The sequence below is a fragment of the Leptotrichia sp. OH3620_COT-345 genome, assembly GCF_003932895.1.
In the GTDB taxonomy this organism is placed as follows: domain Bacteria; phylum Fusobacteriota; class Fusobacteriia; order Fusobacteriales; family Leptotrichiaceae; genus Pseudoleptotrichia.
Genome location: NZ_RQYW01000008.1, coordinates 1 through 16,904, shown reverse-complemented (window position 1 = coordinate 16,904; position 16,904 = coordinate 1). Strand labels below are relative to the sequence as shown.

Sequence of the window (16,904 nt, the reverse complement as noted above, 5' to 3'; positions counted from 1 at the left end):
AAGAATATGAAAAGAGAAAAAATGGATAAATTAAAAAGAGTGGTAGTCGGGATGAGCGGCGGTATAGACAGTTCTGTTGCCGCTCTTTTATTAAAAGAACAGGGCTATGATGTGATAGGAGTTACATTAAAACATCTTCCTGACGAACTGTCTGAAATTTCAGGGAAAACATGTTGTTCCTTAGATGATATATCTGATGCAAAAATGACATGTTATACTTTAGGAATTCCCCATTATACTATAAATGTAACTGAAGAATTTCAGAAAGAAGTTATGAATTATTTTGTAGAAACATATCATGCAGGTAAAACTCCGTCACCTTGTGTAATATGTGATGAAAAAGTAAAAATAAATAAAATTGTGGAATTTTCTGATAAAATGGGAATAAAATATATAGCCACAGGACATTATTCAAAAAAAAGCATGAGCGATTTACTCTTATGGGATAAAAATAATCCGAAAGATCAGTCATATATGCTGTATCGTTTAGATAGATCCGTTATAGAAAGATTTTTATTTCCTCTTTCAGGATATGAAAAATCTGAGGTTAGGAAAATAGCCAGAGAAAATGGTATTCACATTCATGCAAAGCCTGACAGTCAAGGAATATGTTTTGCTCCTGACGGTTATATACCGTTTTTGAAAAATGTACTTGGAAATTCAGTCGAAAAAGGGAAGTTTATAAATAAAAAAGGGGAAACAATAGGTGAACATGAAGGTTATCAGTTATATACTATAGGACAAAGACGGGGACTGGGATTAAATTTGGGAAGACCTTTTTTTGTGTTGGAAATCCGTCCCGATACAAATGAAGTCGTAATAGGAGATTTTGATGAACTTCTTATAAACCGGATAGAAATAATAAACCATAAATTTCATTATAAGATAGAGAAATTATTAAACAAAGTTCTTATCGCCAGACCGAGATTTTCTTCAAAAGGTTTAAAAGGAGAACTTATATCGGAAATTAAAAATGGAAAAGAAAAATTATATTTTAAATTTGATAAGAAAAATGCTGAAAATTCAGAAGGACAACATATAGTTTTTTATTTAGAAAATGAACTTGTAGGTGGTGGAGAAATAAAAAAAGTGTTGTAAAAATAAAAATTTATAAAAATTATAAATATTATATTTATAATTAATTTTACTAATGATTGAAAAAGTGATAAAATACAGAAAAAATTTTAAGAGAAGTTTTACGGAGGCTTAAATGAATAATGAATTTATGAAATATGCATATTTCAAGAATGAAATAATTGAATTTGAAAAAGCGACTGTAAGTATAGCGACTCACAGTCTTCAGTATGGAACTACTTGTTTTGGAGGAATAAGAGGATACTACAGAAATGGCAAGGTATATATTTTCAGATTGAAAGACCACTATATAAGATTAATGAATGCTTCTAAAATGTTGGGATTTGAATATTTTATATCATGGGAAAAATTCAGAAAAATAATTTCAGAATTAGTTGAAAAAAATGACATAAAAGAAGATTTTTATATGCGACCTTTTGTATTTTGCAGTCAGCCTAGAATATCACCTAAGAAAAAAGGACTTGATTTTGAATTGGCAATATATCTGCTTCCTCTTGCCGATTATGTAAATATCGACAACGGGGGAATAAAGTTTATGAGCTCCACATACAGAAAATATAGTGATGCGGCGATACCTACGAAAGCCAAGGCGGGAGGGTCTTATATTAATTCTTTCCTTGCTACAAGTGATGCTCAGAGAAACGGTTATGATGAGGCTTTGATGTTTGATAATGCAGGAAATGTAGTGGAAGCTTCAGTTGCTAATATTATTTTAATATATAGAGATAAAGTGATTGTTCCTGATACAGGTTTTGATGCTCTTGAAGGAATTACAGTAAGGTCAATGATTGAACTCCTTGAATACAACGGTTATAAAATACATAAAGGAAAAATAGACAGGTCTATGGTTTTTAATGCTGATGAACTTCTTGTTACAGGAACTGCTATGAAAGTAGTGTATGCAGAATCTCTGGATGGGAGACCTATTGGCACACCTGATTTTTCAGCTACAGTAAATCCGGGAAAATACTTTAAACTTTTAAAATCAGAGTTTGAAAAAGTGATAGCAGGAGAACATGAGTTATCAAAAAAATGGTTGGATGAATTTTAAAAATAAATGAATATACGGTCATATTTTATAAAATAGAGGGAATAAATTAAAAAAAATTAAAATGATAATAAATTTTTATAAAAGATAAAAAAAAGACCCCTTGATTTTACTAAAAGTGAAGTAATTTTGAAATTTTATAATCAAAAAAAGGAAAAAAATTTTAAAAATTCTATTGACAATTGACAAAAAGAATGGTATAACTTATTTGTCTAAGAGAGACGCCCCATCTCTACATTTAGACTTCTTTCATACAAGAAACGAGCACACGGCTCGTTTTTTTTGTTTTAGAAAATAATTTATTTTAACATTTTAAAAGAAAAAATCAGATTTTGGAAATAAACTTATTCATTTGAAAGATTGTGTTGACATTTAAGAAAAACGGGGGTAGAATGAATATAAATAAAATATCTTTAGGAGGGAAAAGATGAAAAATATAAAACAAATAAAAAAATTATTTTTATTTTTTTCAGTAATTATTGCTATATTAATCGGTTGTTCCAAAAAGGAGAAAATTACAGGGGGAAATTTTGAGGGAAAAACATTGAATGTCATTGCAACTTCAGAAAAATATAAAAAACTATTTGATAAATTTTCTGAAGAAACAAAGGCTGATGTGCAATTTTTGTCTATGTCAAGTGGAGAAGTAATAGCTAAAATTAAAGCTGAAGGTGGAAAACCTATGGCAGATGTCTGGTTCGGAGGAGGAATAGATGCTTTTATGAAAGCTAAAAATGATAATCTTCTGGAGATGTATAAACCTAAAGGATTTGAAAATATTAAAGAAGGATATAAAGATAATGAAGGGTATTGGATTTCCAAAGGTATTACAGTAGTAGGTTTTCTTATAAATAATGATATTTTAAAAGAAAAGGGGCTTCCTGTTCCTTTCACATGGGAAGAAATTGCAGATCCAAAATATAAAAATGAAATTATTATGGCTAATCCTGCGGTTTCAGGAACAAGTTATGCAAATGTAAAAGGAATTCTTGATATGTATGGAGAACAAAAAGGTTGGGAATATTTGGAGAAATTAAATAAAAATGTGAAGTTTTATGGAAAAAGAGGGAAAGATCCTCAGGAAAAAACTGTTGCAGGAGAATTCGGTATAGGAATTATCCCTATAGACAAATCTTCGTTTGACGTGGCGGAAAAGCATAATTTAACAGCTGTTTATCCTACTGACGGTCTTTTTTGGGTGCCGGAAGGAGTAGCAATATTTAAAAATAGTCCAAATTTGGAACTTGCGAAAGCATTTGAAGATTTTATTTTAAGACCCGAAATTCAGCAGCTTATAGCGGAGTTGGATGGAAAAGATGGAGCACAAATGGTAATAGACGGAACAAAAGGATATAAGCTCGGATTACCGAAAGATAAATTTGTAAAAGAGGATTTATCCACTTTCGGAACAAAAAGAGCGGAAATTTTGGAAAAATGGGAGAAAATGACTAAAGGAAAGTAATATAAAGTGGGGAAAGTTATGAAAAAAATTTTAAAATTCGCAGATATTCCCATATTATTACTAATAATTTTCTTAATAATCTGTTTCATATTATTTCCATTTTTAAAAATTTTTATTTCAGGTTTTTTTTATGAGGGATATTTTACTTTAGAAGGATTTCAATTTTTATCAGACGGAAACATTTTACTTTATAATTCTCTTTATACGGGGATTTTCACTACTGTTATTACAGTTGTGGTATCTGTTTCAATAGGGATTTTCTGTTACATTTACGGTTGTGTTTGTAGAAAAATTATTTCTTTTATTTTAATGATTACAATGATTTCACCTCCTTTTGTTTCTTCCCTTGCATATATAAAATTATTTGGAAGACGCGGATTTATAACTCATGAAATTTTAAATTTGTCATTTGATGCATATGGGTTATACGGAGTAGTTCTTATGCAAAGTATAGGTTTGATTTCATTGGGAAGTTTAATAATAATATCTTCTTTAGATAATATAGATAAGGCTCAGATAAACAGTGCCCGTTCTTTTGGAGCGGAAACCGGCAATATTATTTCTGATATTTTGCTGACTGAACTGTTTCCGAGTATAAAAACAGTTGCTATTTTGAGTTTTATAAGAAGTATATCGGATTTTTCAACTCCTCTGATTATAGGAGGGGCATTTGAAACTCTTGCTTCAGAATCTTATATTACATTTATTTCCGAGGGAAATGTATTAAAAGCATCTGCAATGAATATTTTACTTTGTATACCTGTGCTTTTTATTTTTGTTTTTTATATGAAAAATTTAAAGATAATTGAAAAAAATATAGAAAAATCAGATATATCAGAATTTTTTTTAGAAAAAAAAGGGAAAATTTTTTATTTTATCGCTTTTTTGGCATTATTATTTCTATTTTTTCTGTTTTTACAATACGGTTCGATTATTTTATCCGCTTTTACCGACTATCGGAAAGGGAAAATGTATTTTACATTTGAACATTTTGCGGAAATAGGGGATTATATTGATAAAACTGTATTCAGAAGTGTATATTATTCTCTTATAGGAGCCTTTTCGGGGAGTGTTCTGGGAATGCTTCTTCAGTATTATATTATTATAAGAAATAAGAGTATGTTAAAGATTTTTGATTTTATAGGTACTATGCCTTATATATTCCCGGGAATTTTTTTTGGGATAGGGTATATTCTTGCTTTTAATGATTATCCTTTACAGATAACAGGAACTTCATTAATAGTAATATTGAATATGACTTTCAGGCAACTTCCTTTTTCAATTAAAATTTTTGGTGTAAGTATGGGAGATATTGATAAAAGTGAAATTTTAAGCGGAAAAGATTTAGGAGCAGGAGAATTTTATATTTTTAAAGATATAATTCTTCCCAATTCAGTTGAAAAATTTATAGTAAGTATGATGAATAATTTTAACGGTATAATGACTACAGTAGGAACAATAATTTTTTTAGTTCGTCCGAATCAGAAAGTTTTGACACTTGTAATGTTTGATGCTATAAACAGCGGAAAATATAATATTGCATCTGTAATAGCACTAATAATAATAGTAATATGTTTCAGTTTTAATGTATTGTTTTCATCTATGAACATATTTTTAAAAATTAGGAGGAAGTATGTTTCTGGAAATAAAAAATCTGACAAAATCATACAATAAGAAAGAGGTTGTTCGGAATGTGACTTTTTCTTTGGAAAAAGGGAAAATACTCTGTATACTGGGACCTTCAGGATGTGGGAAAACAACAATATTAAATGCAATAGGCGGATTTATAAAAATTGACAAAGGGAAAATAATACTGGACGGTAAAGATATAACGTATTTCAGTCCTGAAAAAAGGAATATTGCTACAGTTTTTCAATCATATGGGCTTTTTAGGCATAAAAATGTTCTGGAAAACATAGAATATGGTTTAAAGTTTAAAAAAATTTCCAAGAAGGCAAGAAAAGAAAAAGCAATGCAGATAATTCAGGATGTGGGATTAAAAGGATTTGAAAAAAGAGAAATACATGAATTATCAGGAGGACAAAGACAGAGAGTTGCTCTTGCAAGGAGTATTGTAATAAATCCTGAAATAATTTTAATGGATGAACCTTTTTCAAATCTGGATAGAAATTTAAGAGGAAGTATGAGAAAAGAACTGAAGAATCTTGTAAATAATTTTAATATGACCGTTATTCTCGTTACTCATGATCAGGAAGATGTTTTCAGTATTGCCGATAAAGTAATTTTAATGAATGAAGGAAAAATAGAACAGAATGATAGTCCTGTAAATTTATACAATAATCCTGTTAATGAATTTGTCCTTGAGTTTATGGGAAAATCAAATAAGCTTAACGACAGAAAGTATATCAGACCCGAAAAAATAAAAATATATGAAAAGTCAGGGAAAAAGGCGGTTATAAAAGAAGCTGTTTTTAAAGGAGCATTAATAGAATATATTGTAGAAACTGAAGAAAGAGAAAGCTTCGTTTTGATGGAAATGAATTCGGGAGAAATAAGAAAAGAAGGAGATGTTCTATATATCAATTATAAGGAAAGTATGTATTAAGCTTAAAAACCAAAAGGAAATTTACACCGAAATAAGTTTAAAATCAGAAATATAGTGTATTGAGCAGTTTATAAAATAAATAAGTCCGATTTTAAATAATTTATAAATAAAAAATTAAAGATATAAAAGAAACGGAGATGTTATAATGAGAATACTTCATGTAATAGCACAGTTACCTCAAAAAACAGGAAGCGGAGTATATTTTACAAATGTCATTGAGGAATTGAAAAATTACGGGAATATCGAACAGACATGTCTGTATGGAACTACAGAAGAATATGATATAAATATATTGAAAAAGGAAAAACAGTATGAAGTTGTATTTCAGAATGAAAATCTTCCTTTTCCCATAGTAGGAATGAGTGACATAATGCCTTATGAAAATACACTTTATTCAGAAATGTCTGAAAATATGATAAAGTTGTGGAGAAAGGTTTTTACAGAAAAACTGAGACAGGCAAAGAAAGAATTCAATCCTGACATAATAATTACCCATCATTTATGGATACTTACTTCTATAGTATGTGAGATTTTTAAAGATAAAAAGATTTTTGCGATATGTCATAACACTGATTTAAGACAGGCTGAGAAAAATAGAATTATGAAAGAAAAGTATGTTTCAGGGTTTGAACATATTAATATGATATTTTCCTTAAGTGATTTACAAACAGATGATATAGTAAAGATTTATAAGTATGATAAAAACAAAATATTTAATTTAGGTGCAGGATATAATGAAAAACTGTTTTATCCTCCTAAAAAATATGAAAAGAAAGATAAAATTGAACTTCTTTACATAGGAAAATTTGATCAGGCTAAAGGATTTTATGAATTAATAAAAGCTTTTAAAATAATTTCCGAGAAAAGAGAAGATGTAAAATTGACTTTAGTAGGTGCAGTTAAAGATGAAAATAGGAAAGAAATAGAAAATGCAGTAAAAGGAATAAAAAATATAGAAATATACAACCTTCCGAATCAACAGGCGGTGGCTGAGGTTATGAGGGAAAAGGATGTATTTATTCTTCCCTCATATTTTGAAGGATTGGGACTGATAGCAGTAGAAGCACTGGGAAGCGGACTTCGAGCAGTGACTACAAATATTGCAGGACTGATAGAACTTCTTGGAGATAAAATCAATAATTCAGGGATAATAGAATATATAGATATGCCTACAATATACGATACAGATAAGGCTGTAGAAGCTGAAAAGCCCGACTTTGTAAAACGCCTTGTAAAAGGAGTTGAAAAACAGATGAAAAAGTCTTTGGAAAAAAGGGAAATTGATGAAAAATTACTTGAAGAAATAAGAAAAAATTCATGGAAATCAAAGATAGAAATATTATTAAAAATTATAAGTGAAAAATAACGGTATTTAAAACAAGTAATATAAATTTTGAAAAATTTAAGAATTTAAGTAAAAAAATATGTGGAAGTTCATAAAATAATTATTGTGCATCGTATTAATAAAAAATAACGGTATTTAAAAAATAAATGACTAATTAAAAAATAACGGAGAATATTATGAAGACTGAAATAGCAGTTATCGGAGGGGGAGCTGCGGGATTTGTTGGAGCAATTACAGCAGGAAGAGCAGGTAAAAAAGTTGTAATTCTTGAAAGAAAAGAAAGAGTATTAAAAAAACTGCTAATTACAGGGAATGGAAGATGTAACATAACAAATATAGGAGCATCGATATCTAATTATTTCGGAGAAAATATCAATTCAGTAAATAATATACTAGACAGATTTACTCCTGAACATACTTTGGATTTTTTTCAAGAACTCGGTATTATGTGTAATGAAGAGAAAAGAGGGAAAATTTATCCTATGAGTGGACAGGCATCATCAGTAGTTGATTCTTTAAGATTTGAAGCTGAAAAAATAGGAATTGAAATAAAGACGGAATTTTATGTGAGAAAAATCGAAAAAAAAAATTCAGGATTTAGAATTTATTCAGAAGATAAAAGAGAGATAGAAGCGGACAAAGTTATATTGGCTACAGGAGGAAAGTCTTATCCTGAACTTGGTTCAAACGGATCAGGTTTTGAAATAGCTGAAAAATTGGGACATACTATAACAGAGCTTATTCCCTCTATTGTACAGTTAAAAGTAGAGAAGTGTCAGGTGAAGGGGTTACAGGGAATTAAAGTTGATACTACAGTTACAGCTTACGGAAATGGAAAAAAGATATGTACTTATAACGGTGAGCTGCTTTTTACCGATTATGGAATTTCCGGAAATGTGATATTTAATATTTCTTACGTTTTTCCCCTTTATAAAAATATTGAATTTGAAATTGATTTTATGCCTAAGTTTAATTATAATGAATTATATGTAATACTTCAAAAAAGAAAAGAAATACTTTCTCATCTGACAATGGAGCAGTTTTTTAACGGGATGATAAATAAAAAATTGGGACAGTTTTTGTCTAAAATGTCAGGAATAGAAAAGCTTTCTAAACCTGTAAATTCACTGAATGATTCGGAATTAAAAAAACTCTGTACTATACTAAAAAAATATAAAGTAACTATTTTGGAAACAACGGGATTTAAAAATGCTCAAGTAACTGCAGGAGGAGTATCTTTAAATGAAATAAATACTGAAACTCTTGAATCTCGAAAAGTAAAGGGACTATATTTTGCAGGGGAGATTCTTGATGTATATGGAGAATGTGGCGGATATAATCTTCAATGGGCATGGGCTTCAGGGTATACTGCAGGAAAAAATGCAGGAAAATAAAATTTTTAATAGTGATAATTAAAGAAAAGGAAAAATATGTTAAGAATAAATAATATAAAAATGCCTATTAATCATAATATTGATGATTTAAAAAAGGTTGCTGCGAAAAAACTGAATATAAGTGAAATGGAGTTTAAGAAATTTGAAATAACAGGACAGGCAATAGATGCAAGAAATAAAAATAATGTACATTATGTTTATTCAGCGGATATATTACTGAGTGATGAAGAAAAATATAAAAATTTACCTGATGTAAGAGAAATAGTAAAACAGGAATATATTATAGAAAAAATTGAACTTAACGATAGGAAGCGTCCTGTAGTTGTGGGAAGCGGTCCTGCAGGAATTTTTGCGGCACTTGTACTGGCAGAGGCAGGGTTAAAGCCAATTATAATTGAACAGGGAAAAAGTGTGGAAAAAAGACAAAGAGATGTATATAATTTTTTTAAAGGAGGAAAGCTTAACAAGTATTCCAATGTACAATTTGGAGAGGGAGGAGCAGGAACATTTTCCGACGGCAAACTGACTACGAATACAAATAACTTCAGAATGCAAAAAATATACAGTGAGTTTATACTTGCAGGCGCTGAAAAAAAGATAGCGTATATGTCAAAACCTCATGTGGGTACAGACAGATTAATAGGAATAATGAAAAATATAAGAAAGAAAATAGAAAATTTGGGTGGAGAATATAGGTTTCAAAATAAGCTTGTATCAATAAATCGAAATAGTAATAAAGTAACCGGAGCTGTTGTTCAAGTTATTGATGAAAATAAAGAAAGTTCCGAAAAATATGAAATTGATACAGATATTATCATATTAGCAATAGGGCATAGTTCGAGAGATACTTTTTATATGTTGGATGAAAGAAATATAAAAATGGAAAGAAAACCTTTTTCAGTAGGTGTGAGGATAGAACATAAGCAATCAGTAATTAATCATGCACAATATGGAAAGTTTGCAGATATACTGCCTCCTGCTGAATATAAGCTGAATATCAAATCTGAAAATGGAAGAGGAGTGTATACTTTCTGTATGTGTCCCGGAGGAGTGGTTGTACCTGCCGCAAGTGAAGAAAAAAGACTTGTAGTAAATGGTATGAGTTATTCAAAAAGAAATTTGGAAAATGCCAATTCAGCTGTTCTTGTAAATGTTTATCCTGAGGATTTTGGACAGGGAGGAGTTCTTGCAGGAGTCGAATTTCAAAGAAAACTTGAAGAAAAAGCGTTTAAACTTGGCGGAGAAGATTATAAAGCTCCTGTTCAATTGTTTGGAGATTTTGTAAAAAATAAGAAATCGGAAAAGTTAGGTTCAATAAAACCGAGTTATGCGGGAGGATATAGATTTGCCAATTTGAATGAGTGCTTTCCGGATTATATAAATAAAGCTTTGAAAGAGGGAATAAAAGCTATGGATAGGAAAATCAAAGGTTTTGGGAATGAAGATACAGTACTGACAGCTGTGGAAAGTAGAAGCTCTTCACCTGTAAAAATTCTCCGAAATGAAAGATTTTTTTCAAATATTGAAGGGATTATGCCTTGTGGAGAAGGTGCAGGTTATGCAGGAGGAATAATGTCGGCAGCGGTAGACGGTATAAAATGTGCTGAATTTGCAATAAAATATTATAAAAGTACGGTAAGGTAAGAACAGGATTGAAATATTATACAGTATATGTAGTATAACAGACAGATTATAAATAAGGTGTCAAAGAAAATCAGGCATAAATAATTATTTTAAAAGATAATTGACTTGATATAAAATTAATTAATGTGATATCAAAGATTAAATATAAATAACAATCTTAATTAAGATGAAAAAAGTATAAATTAATATAGTACCCAAAAAAATTGATATAGATTTGAAATAAAAATTAAATAATTAAATATATTAAATATAAGGAGAAAAAAATGGACAAAAGAACTGAAAAATTAACGAGAATTTTAAATGAATTGAATCTTGACGGAATATTTTTGACAGATTTATACAACTTAAGATATTTTACAGGATTTACCGGGACTACAGGAGTAGCTCTCGTAACTAAAAAAGGGAATTATTTTTATTCTGATTTCAGATATAGAAGCCAAGCTGAAGAAGAAGTTTCAAAAATGGGATTTGAATTTAAAGAAACAACAAGAGGTTCGTTAAAATTTGTAGGACAAGATGCTGAAAAACTGGGTATTAAAAAAATAGGATTTGAAGATAAAAATGTAACATTTTCATTGTATGAAACAATAAAAGAAATATTTAAAGCAGACCTTGTTCCTATAGGGGATAAACTTTTACTGGAAAGAATGGTGAAAACAGATGAGGAAATCAGTTTAATTAAAAAAGCAGTAGAAATAAGCGATATAGCATTTAGTGAAGTACTGAAAATTATAAAAGAGGGGATTTCGGAAAAAGAAATAGCAGCTTATATGGAATATATTCAAAGAAAGATGGGAGCAGACGACAAATCATTTGAAACAATTGTAGCAAGCGGCGTAAGATCTGCAATGCCTCACGGAGTGGCTTCGGATAAGAAAATACAGAAAGAAGAATTTATTACGATGGATTTTGGTGCTTATTATAATGGATATGTATCGGATATGACAAGAACGATTTATTACGGAAATAATATAACTAAAAAACATAACGAAGTATATAATCTTGTTTTGGAAGCACAGATGCTCGGTATTAATACAATAAAAGAAGGTTTGATGTCCGATAATGTGGATAAGACAGTAAGAGACTTTCTGACTGAAAAAGGATATGGACAATATTTCGGTCATGGATTAGGACACGGTATAGGAGTTGAAGTTCATGAACTGCCATATTTATCAGGAATGTCTCATATAGAATTAAAGGAAAATATGGTAGTTACATCAGAACCCGGACTTTATTTTGAAGGTTGGGGTGGAGTAAGAATAGAAGACGATGTTGTTGTGAAAAAGGACGGATGTGAAATTTTAAATAAAAGTAATAAAGAACTTATAATAATAAATAACTAATATTCAATATTTTTAGGAAAAAGATTTGGAATAAAAAATTTTCTAGATTTTTTTGAGAAAAGAATTTTTTTATGAGGGCTTAATTGTCCTCACATTTTTTCATACAGTAAAATTTGAATATTGAAGGGGACTGAAATTGTAAGTGAAAATTCGACATTTAAATTGTTTCAACGAAAAAAATATGGGAATGAGCGTAAAGAAAAGTCATTGTTTGAGTGAAATAAGTTTGTGATTTTTTAGTGAATGGAGTGTTTTTGAGTTACAAATAATTTGTGTTGACAGTTTTTTGCCAAACTTTTTTTCAAAAAAGTTTGGAACACACAACAATTATCCCTTATAAACTTTTTATAGTAAAAATAAATGAATATATAGGACAAAATATATGAAATTATGATATACTTACGCTAACAGGAGCTTCAATAAATGTTCAGGCGGAAAATTTATAGGTGGAGTAGGAATAAATCATGAATTTCCTGTAAGTAAAGTATAATAAGAAATACGGTATTAAGCGATAATAATATTAGGGAATAGGTACAAAAGAAGTAAAAGAGTATAAGAAAAATATAGTATTAGACGATATTGAAATGGAGAGCTGACAGGGATTTTATAAGTATAGATAAAGTTGATATTAAAAAGGATATTTCAATTAATGAAAAAGTTTAAAATTAAAACAAGACCCGAAAAATCAGAAGATTGTATCGGAAACGGAAAAGCAGGAATTTTTGTAAGCAATGAAATGAAAAAGCTGATAAAGGAAGCATATGAAATCTTTTTTTATGATTTAAACGGAAAACTTTCTGTCTGTACTCCCTGCTGTGTAAGCTCGGAAAATGTAAAAAAATTATTGGAAATTCCTGTAAATAGACTGTCAAGAGAACTTATATGGGAATATCTTGATGCGGTACATTATGATGAAACAGGTTTTGAAATAAAGCATTTTTTACCTAAAATACTTGAATTTACAGCCCAAAATGAAAATATAAGAATGGATGTTTCTTTGAATTTGGATAAATGTTATTTTGAAAAGAAAAATGTATGGAGTAAAAATGAACTTGATTTTATGTATCGCTTTTCAAAACAACTTATTTCAGATTTTCTGGACATTAATCCTGATACTTGAGCAGTCGGAAATATATCGGAATATGTTCTTATGTTTGATTTGTCGGGATTGAAAACGGAACATTTACTGGATATGGATATGTGGAAGGAAAAATCTTTGAAAACAAGTACATTGATTCATTTTGAAGAAATAGCTTATTACTATACTGAAAATTATACTTATTTCCGTAATTCCTTTTCTCATAATAAGAAATTTAACAGGAATATGGACTTATGGTTGAACAGTAGGGAAATTGCGGAGATTTTTATACCGTCTATTGAAAAGTTTTATTTTGAAAATTCTGAAATGAAATGTGAAAGACAGTGGCGTTTTGATATATTGTATTCAGTTCTTGAAAAAAATTTGAAAAAATAGAAAAAAAGACTTGAAAAAAAGAAAAAAATATATTATTATATAGTTAGCAATCTATCAGAGTGAGTGCTAAAACAAAAGGAAAGTATAAAAATTAAAGACTTTCATCAATAAAGAAAATAATAGGAGGATTGAGACAATGAAAATAAAACCTTTAGGAAAAAGAGTTTTGATAAAACAGGTTGAGCAGGAAGAAGTAACAAAAAGCGGAATAGTTCTTCCGGGAACGGTTTCTAAAGAAAAGCCTATTACAGGAGAAGTTCTGGCAATAGGAAAAGAAGTTGAAGATGTAAAAGCAGGAGACAAAGTAATTTTTGAAAAATATTCAGGAACTGAAGTAAAGGACGGAGATGAGAATTATCTTATATTAGATATAGATAATGTACTTGGAATAGTTGAGTAAATAAAATTAAGAGTTTTTATATTATAATTAGGAGGAAAAAATGGCAAAAATAATTAAATTTAACGAAGAAGCAAGAAAAGCCTTAGAAACGGGAGTAGATACGCTAGCGGATGCTGTAAAAGTAACATTGGGACCTAAAGGAAGAAATGTAATTTTAGATAAAGGATATGGAATACCTACAATTACAAATGATGGAGTTACAATTGCAAAAGAAATTGAATTAAAGGATCCTTTTGAAAATCTGGGAGCTCAGATTGTAAAAGAAGTCGCTACAAAATCAAATGATGTTGCAGGAGACGGGACTACTACAGCAACTGTACTGGCTCAAGCTTTAATAAAAGAAGGATTGAAAATGGTAGCTTCTGGAGCAAACCCTGTTTTCATAAGAAAAGGAATGGAAAAAGCTTCTAAGAAAGTTATCGAAGAATTGGTAAAAAGAGCGAAAAAAATAGAATCAAATGATGAAATAGCACAAGTAGGAGCAATTTCAGCTTCTGATGAAGAAATAGGAAAGTTAATAGCACAAGCTATGGAAAAAGTGGGAGAATCAGGTGTAATTACTGTTGAAGAAGCAAAGTCTCTTGATACTACACTTGAAGTAGTGGAAGGAATGCAGTTTGATAATGGATATTTATCACCTTATATGGTTTCGGATTCTGAAAGAATGGTTGTAGAACTTGATAATCCGTTTATTCTTATAACTGATAAAAAAATATCAAGTATGAAGGAGTTATTACCGATACTTGAAAAAACCGTCGAAACAGGTAAACCGATGCTTATAATTGCTGAAGATGTTGAAGGAGAAGCACTTGCAACGTTAGTAGTAAACAAACTTAGAGGAACTTTAAATATTGCAGCGGTTAAAGCGCCTGCATTTGGAGATAGAAGAAAAGCAATGCTTGAAGATATAGCAATATTAACAGGTGGAGAAGTAATTTCTGAAGAGAAAGGTATAAAACTTGAAAATGCTGAGATAGACTTTTTAGGGCAAGCTAAAAAAGTTAGAATTACAAAAGATAATACTGTTATCGTAGATGGTGTAGGAGAAAGTAAGGATATTCAGGCAAGAATTGCTCAAATAAAAAATACTATTGAAACTACTACATCAGATTATGATAAAGAAAAATTGCAGGAAAGATTGGCAAAATTATCAGGAGGAGTTGCAGTTATAAAAGTAGGAGCTGCTACAGAAACTGAAATGAAAGAAAGAAAACTGAGAATAGAAGATGCGTTAAATGCTACAAAAGCAGCAGTTGAAGAGGGTATAGTTCCGGGAGGAGGAACAATACTTGTTCAGATAGCTAAAGCAATAGAAGACTATAAACTCGAAGGGGAAGAAGGTTTAGGAGTGGAAATAGTAAAGAGAGCTCTATACTCACCTATGAAACAGATAGTTGTAAATGCAGGACTTGATGCCGGAGTAGTAGTGGAAAAAGTTAAAAATTCTGAAGCAGAAGTAGGTTTTGATGCTGCAAAAGAAGAATATGTGGATATGGTGAAAGCAGGAATAATCGATCCCGCAAAAGTCACAAGATCGGCTATTCAAAATGCAATATCAGTGTCATCAGTATTACTGACAACTGAAGTTGCAGTTGCAAATGAAAAAGAAGAAGCACCTATGGGTGGAGGAATGCCGGGTGGAATGGGAATGCCGGGAATGATGTAAGAAATAAAAAGTTGTATTAGTTAAAGGTAGATCTTTAATTAAATACAACTTTTTTAAGTTAATATGTTTAAATTGTTTGTATAAATATAAACTTTTTTCTTAATATTTATCTCAAAAATATAATAATATGAATTTGCTATTTATCTTATTTTTTATTTTTTTTTTATCTTATAGAGATTGTATAATTTATTTTCTTTTAAGAAATTATATACAATAAAATATATAATTTAGGAAAGTATTAACAATAATTTTAGGGATTTAGATACAGATAATGATAAAATTTTTATGTAATCATTTTTAGTTTGCATATAGAAAAGTAAAATAAATTAATGCCAAAAGTTTTTAACTTTTATTTTTAATAAAAAGAAAATCTTGATAATTTTTTTTCTTAAAATAGCTAATAGATTTTTTGAGTTTAAAAGAAATATGTCCGATATAAAAATCATATTTATTAATTATTTTAGATTTTTATGAGTAAGATGAATAAAAATTTTTGTTATCCTTAAAATTATTGAAAAGGTATTATTATTAATATAGAAAATTGAAGTTTCTATTTTTTAAAAATGAATATAAAATTATGGACTGAGATGAGTAATATTTTTAAAAGTCTGAAGAATATAATATAAACATTTTAGATATTAAGATAATAATGAGCATTTGAAGTTATTTATAAAATTGAATTCCCAACCTAATGAGGTATAAATTATATGAAAACTCTGATTTTTAAATATGAAAAGATAAATTCTCAAAAAAATGTTGTTAGTTGGGAAAAAAAAGTGTATAATACAGATATAATTGAGATTTTTCCTTATAAAAAATATTAGAGATAATAGAATAAATCGGCATTGAATAGAAACATATGATGTATTTAAATCATTGAAACTCTAAAGAAATTGTGTTGTTTGTTGCTGATTGAATAGAAACATATGATGTATTTAAATAGCAAAGACCGAAAAATATAAGGAAGTTATACTATATTGAATAGAAACATATGATGTATTTAAATTAATGATTTAATGACTGATAAAAAAATAAAATTAAGATTGAATAGAAACATATGATGTATTTAAATCAGGTAAAAATGGTTTTTTAGCAAGTGTTAGAGGGATTGAATAGAAACATATGATGTATTTAAATTTAACGAGCATTTTGTGTTCCTTAAAGTGTAGCTTGATTGAATAGAAACATATGATGTATTTAAATACGGCTAAAGCTGGGACATCAATGAGAGCAATGTTTATTGAATAGAAACATATGATGTATTTAAATAGAGGTATAGTATGGAAAAAAAGACAAAAAAAAGGGATTGAATAGAAACATATGATGTATTTAAATCAGTCATTAATTTGATTGTGATTTTTTAATGACAGAATTGAATAGAAACATATGATGTATTTAAATCAGTATACACAATTTTCCTTTGTGTACAATGTATAGATTGAATAGAAACATATGATGTATTTAAAT

Annotated in this window: 13 protein-coding genes and 1 CRISPR repeat array; all 13 genes read left to right on the top strand. The window is 29.1% G+C overall.

Features of this window, described 5'->3' with window-relative positions:
- The first annotated feature begins 21 nt into the window (after window positions 1–21).
- Complete coding sequence (gene mnmA, locus EII29_RS06030) at window positions 22–1,098, top strand: tRNA 2-thiouridine(34) synthase MnmA (protein ID WP_125236640.1); 1,077 nt, start codon at window positions 22–24, stop codon at window positions 1,096–1,098.
- Between the two features lie 112 nt (window positions 1,099–1,210).
- Window positions 1,211–2,146 (top strand): aminotransferase class IV, encoded by a 936-nt coding sequence (locus EII29_RS06025; RefSeq protein WP_125236639.1) that lies wholly within the window; start codon window positions 1,211–1,213, stop codon window positions 2,144–2,146.
- A 424-nt stretch (window positions 2,147–2,570) separates the two neighbouring features.
- Window positions 2,571–3,605 (top strand): ABC transporter substrate-binding protein, encoded by a 1,035-nt coding sequence (locus tag EII29_RS06020; protein ID WP_125236638.1) that lies wholly within the window; start codon window positions 2,571–2,573, stop codon window positions 3,603–3,605.
- An 18-nt stretch (window positions 3,606–3,623) separates the two neighbouring features.
- Window positions 3,624–5,279, top strand: coding sequence for an iron ABC transporter permease (locus EII29_RS06015; RefSeq protein WP_125236637.1), 1,656 nt, complete (start codon window positions 3,624–3,626; stop codon window positions 5,277–5,279).
- Entirely contained in the window at window positions 5,239–6,171 is a 933-nt protein-coding gene (locus EII29_RS06010) for an ABC transporter ATP-binding protein (protein ID WP_125236636.1), read from the top strand. Before EII29_RS06015 ends, EII29_RS06010 begins: the two co-directional genes overlap by 41 nt.
- A gap of 145 nt (window positions 6,172–6,316) precedes the next feature.
- Window positions 6,317–7,537 carry a glycosyltransferase family 4 protein gene (locus EII29_RS06005; protein WP_125236635.1) on the top strand — a complete coding sequence of 407 codons (1,221 nt, stop codon included), beginning with the start codon at window positions 6,317–6,319 and terminating at the stop codon, window positions 7,535–7,537.
- A 155-nt stretch (window positions 7,538–7,692) separates the two neighbouring features.
- On the top strand, window positions 7,693–8,910 hold the full coding sequence (locus EII29_RS06000) for an NAD(P)/FAD-dependent oxidoreductase (RefSeq protein WP_125236634.1): 1,218 nt from the start codon (window positions 7,693–7,695) through the stop codon (window positions 8,908–8,910).
- 36 nt (window positions 8,911–8,946) lie between these two features.
- Window positions 8,947–10,554, top strand: coding sequence for an NAD(P)/FAD-dependent oxidoreductase (locus EII29_RS05995; RefSeq protein WP_125236633.1), 1,608 nt, complete (start codon window positions 8,947–8,949; stop codon window positions 10,552–10,554).
- A 263-nt stretch (window positions 10,555–10,817) separates the two neighbouring features.
- Window positions 10,818–11,897: a Xaa-Pro peptidase family protein gene (locus EII29_RS05990; protein WP_125236632.1), complete on the top strand. Its 1,080-nt coding sequence runs from the start codon at window positions 10,818–10,820 to the stop codon at window positions 11,895–11,897.
- 649 nt (window positions 11,898–12,546) lie between these two features.
- Window positions 12,547–13,017 (top strand): hypothetical protein, encoded by a 471-nt coding sequence (locus tag EII29_RS05985; RefSeq protein WP_125236631.1) that lies wholly within the window; start codon window positions 12,547–12,549, stop codon window positions 13,015–13,017.
- Between the two features lie 30 nt (window positions 13,018–13,047).
- A complete protein-coding gene (locus EII29_RS05980) occupies window positions 13,048–13,371 on the top strand; it encodes a hypothetical protein (RefSeq protein ID WP_125236630.1) in 324 nt (107 codons plus the stop codon).
- A 136-nt stretch (window positions 13,372–13,507) separates the two neighbouring features.
- Window positions 13,508–13,771 carry a co-chaperone GroES gene (groES, locus tag EII29_RS05975; RefSeq protein ID WP_125236629.1) on the top strand — a complete coding sequence of 88 codons (264 nt, stop codon included), beginning with the start codon at window positions 13,508–13,510 and terminating at the stop codon, window positions 13,769–13,771.
- Between the two features lie 40 nt (window positions 13,772–13,811).
- On the top strand, window positions 13,812–15,437 hold the full coding sequence (gene groL, locus EII29_RS05970) for a chaperonin GroEL (RefSeq protein WP_125236628.1): 1,626 nt from the start codon (window positions 13,812–13,814) through the stop codon (window positions 15,435–15,437).
- A gap of 844 nt (window positions 15,438–16,281) precedes the next feature.
- Window positions 16,282–16,904: a CRISPR direct-repeat array (repeat unit 30 nt; unit sequence ATTGAATAGAAACATATGATGTATTTAAAT).

Bases quoted from the DNA above. Each gene is read 5' to 3' on its own strand.
- EII29_RS05995 (WP_125236633.1), top strand. From the start codon at position 8,947: ATGTTAAGAATAAATAATATAAAAATGCCTATTAATCATAATATTGAT.
- EII29_RS05990 (WP_125236632.1), top strand. From the start codon at position 10,818: ATGGACAAAAGAACTGAAAAATTAACGAGAATTTTAAATGAATTGAAT.
- mnmA (WP_125236640.1), top strand. From the start codon at position 22: ATGGATAAATTAAAAAGAGTGGTAGTCGGGATGAGCGGCGGTATAGAC.
- EII29_RS05980 (WP_125236630.1), top strand. From the start codon at position 13,048: ATGTTTGATTTGTCGGGATTGAAAACGGAACATTTACTGGATATGGAT.
- EII29_RS05985 (WP_125236631.1), top strand. From the start codon at position 12,547: ATGAAAAAGTTTAAAATTAAAACAAGACCCGAAAAATCAGAAGATTGT.
- EII29_RS06000 (WP_125236634.1), top strand. From the start codon at position 7,693: ATGAAGACTGAAATAGCAGTTATCGGAGGGGGAGCTGCGGGATTTGTT.
- EII29_RS06005 (WP_125236635.1), top strand. From the start codon at position 6,317: ATGAGAATACTTCATGTAATAGCACAGTTACCTCAAAAAACAGGAAGC.
- EII29_RS06020 (WP_125236638.1), top strand. From the start codon at position 2,571: ATGAAAAATATAAAACAAATAAAAAAATTATTTTTATTTTTTTCAGTA.
- EII29_RS06025 (WP_125236639.1), top strand. From the start codon at position 1,211: ATGAATAATGAATTTATGAAATATGCATATTTCAAGAATGAAATAATT.
- groES (WP_125236629.1), top strand. From the start codon at position 13,508: ATGAAAATAAAACCTTTAGGAAAAAGAGTTTTGATAAAACAGGTTGAG.
- EII29_RS06015 (WP_125236637.1), top strand. From the start codon at position 3,624: ATGAAAAAAATTTTAAAATTCGCAGATATTCCCATATTATTACTAATA.
- EII29_RS06010 (WP_125236636.1), top strand. From the start codon at position 5,239: ATGTTTCTGGAAATAAAAAATCTGACAAAATCATACAATAAGAAAGAG.
- groL (WP_125236628.1), top strand. From the start codon at position 13,812: ATGGCAAAAATAATTAAATTTAACGAAGAAGCAAGAAAAGCCTTAGAA.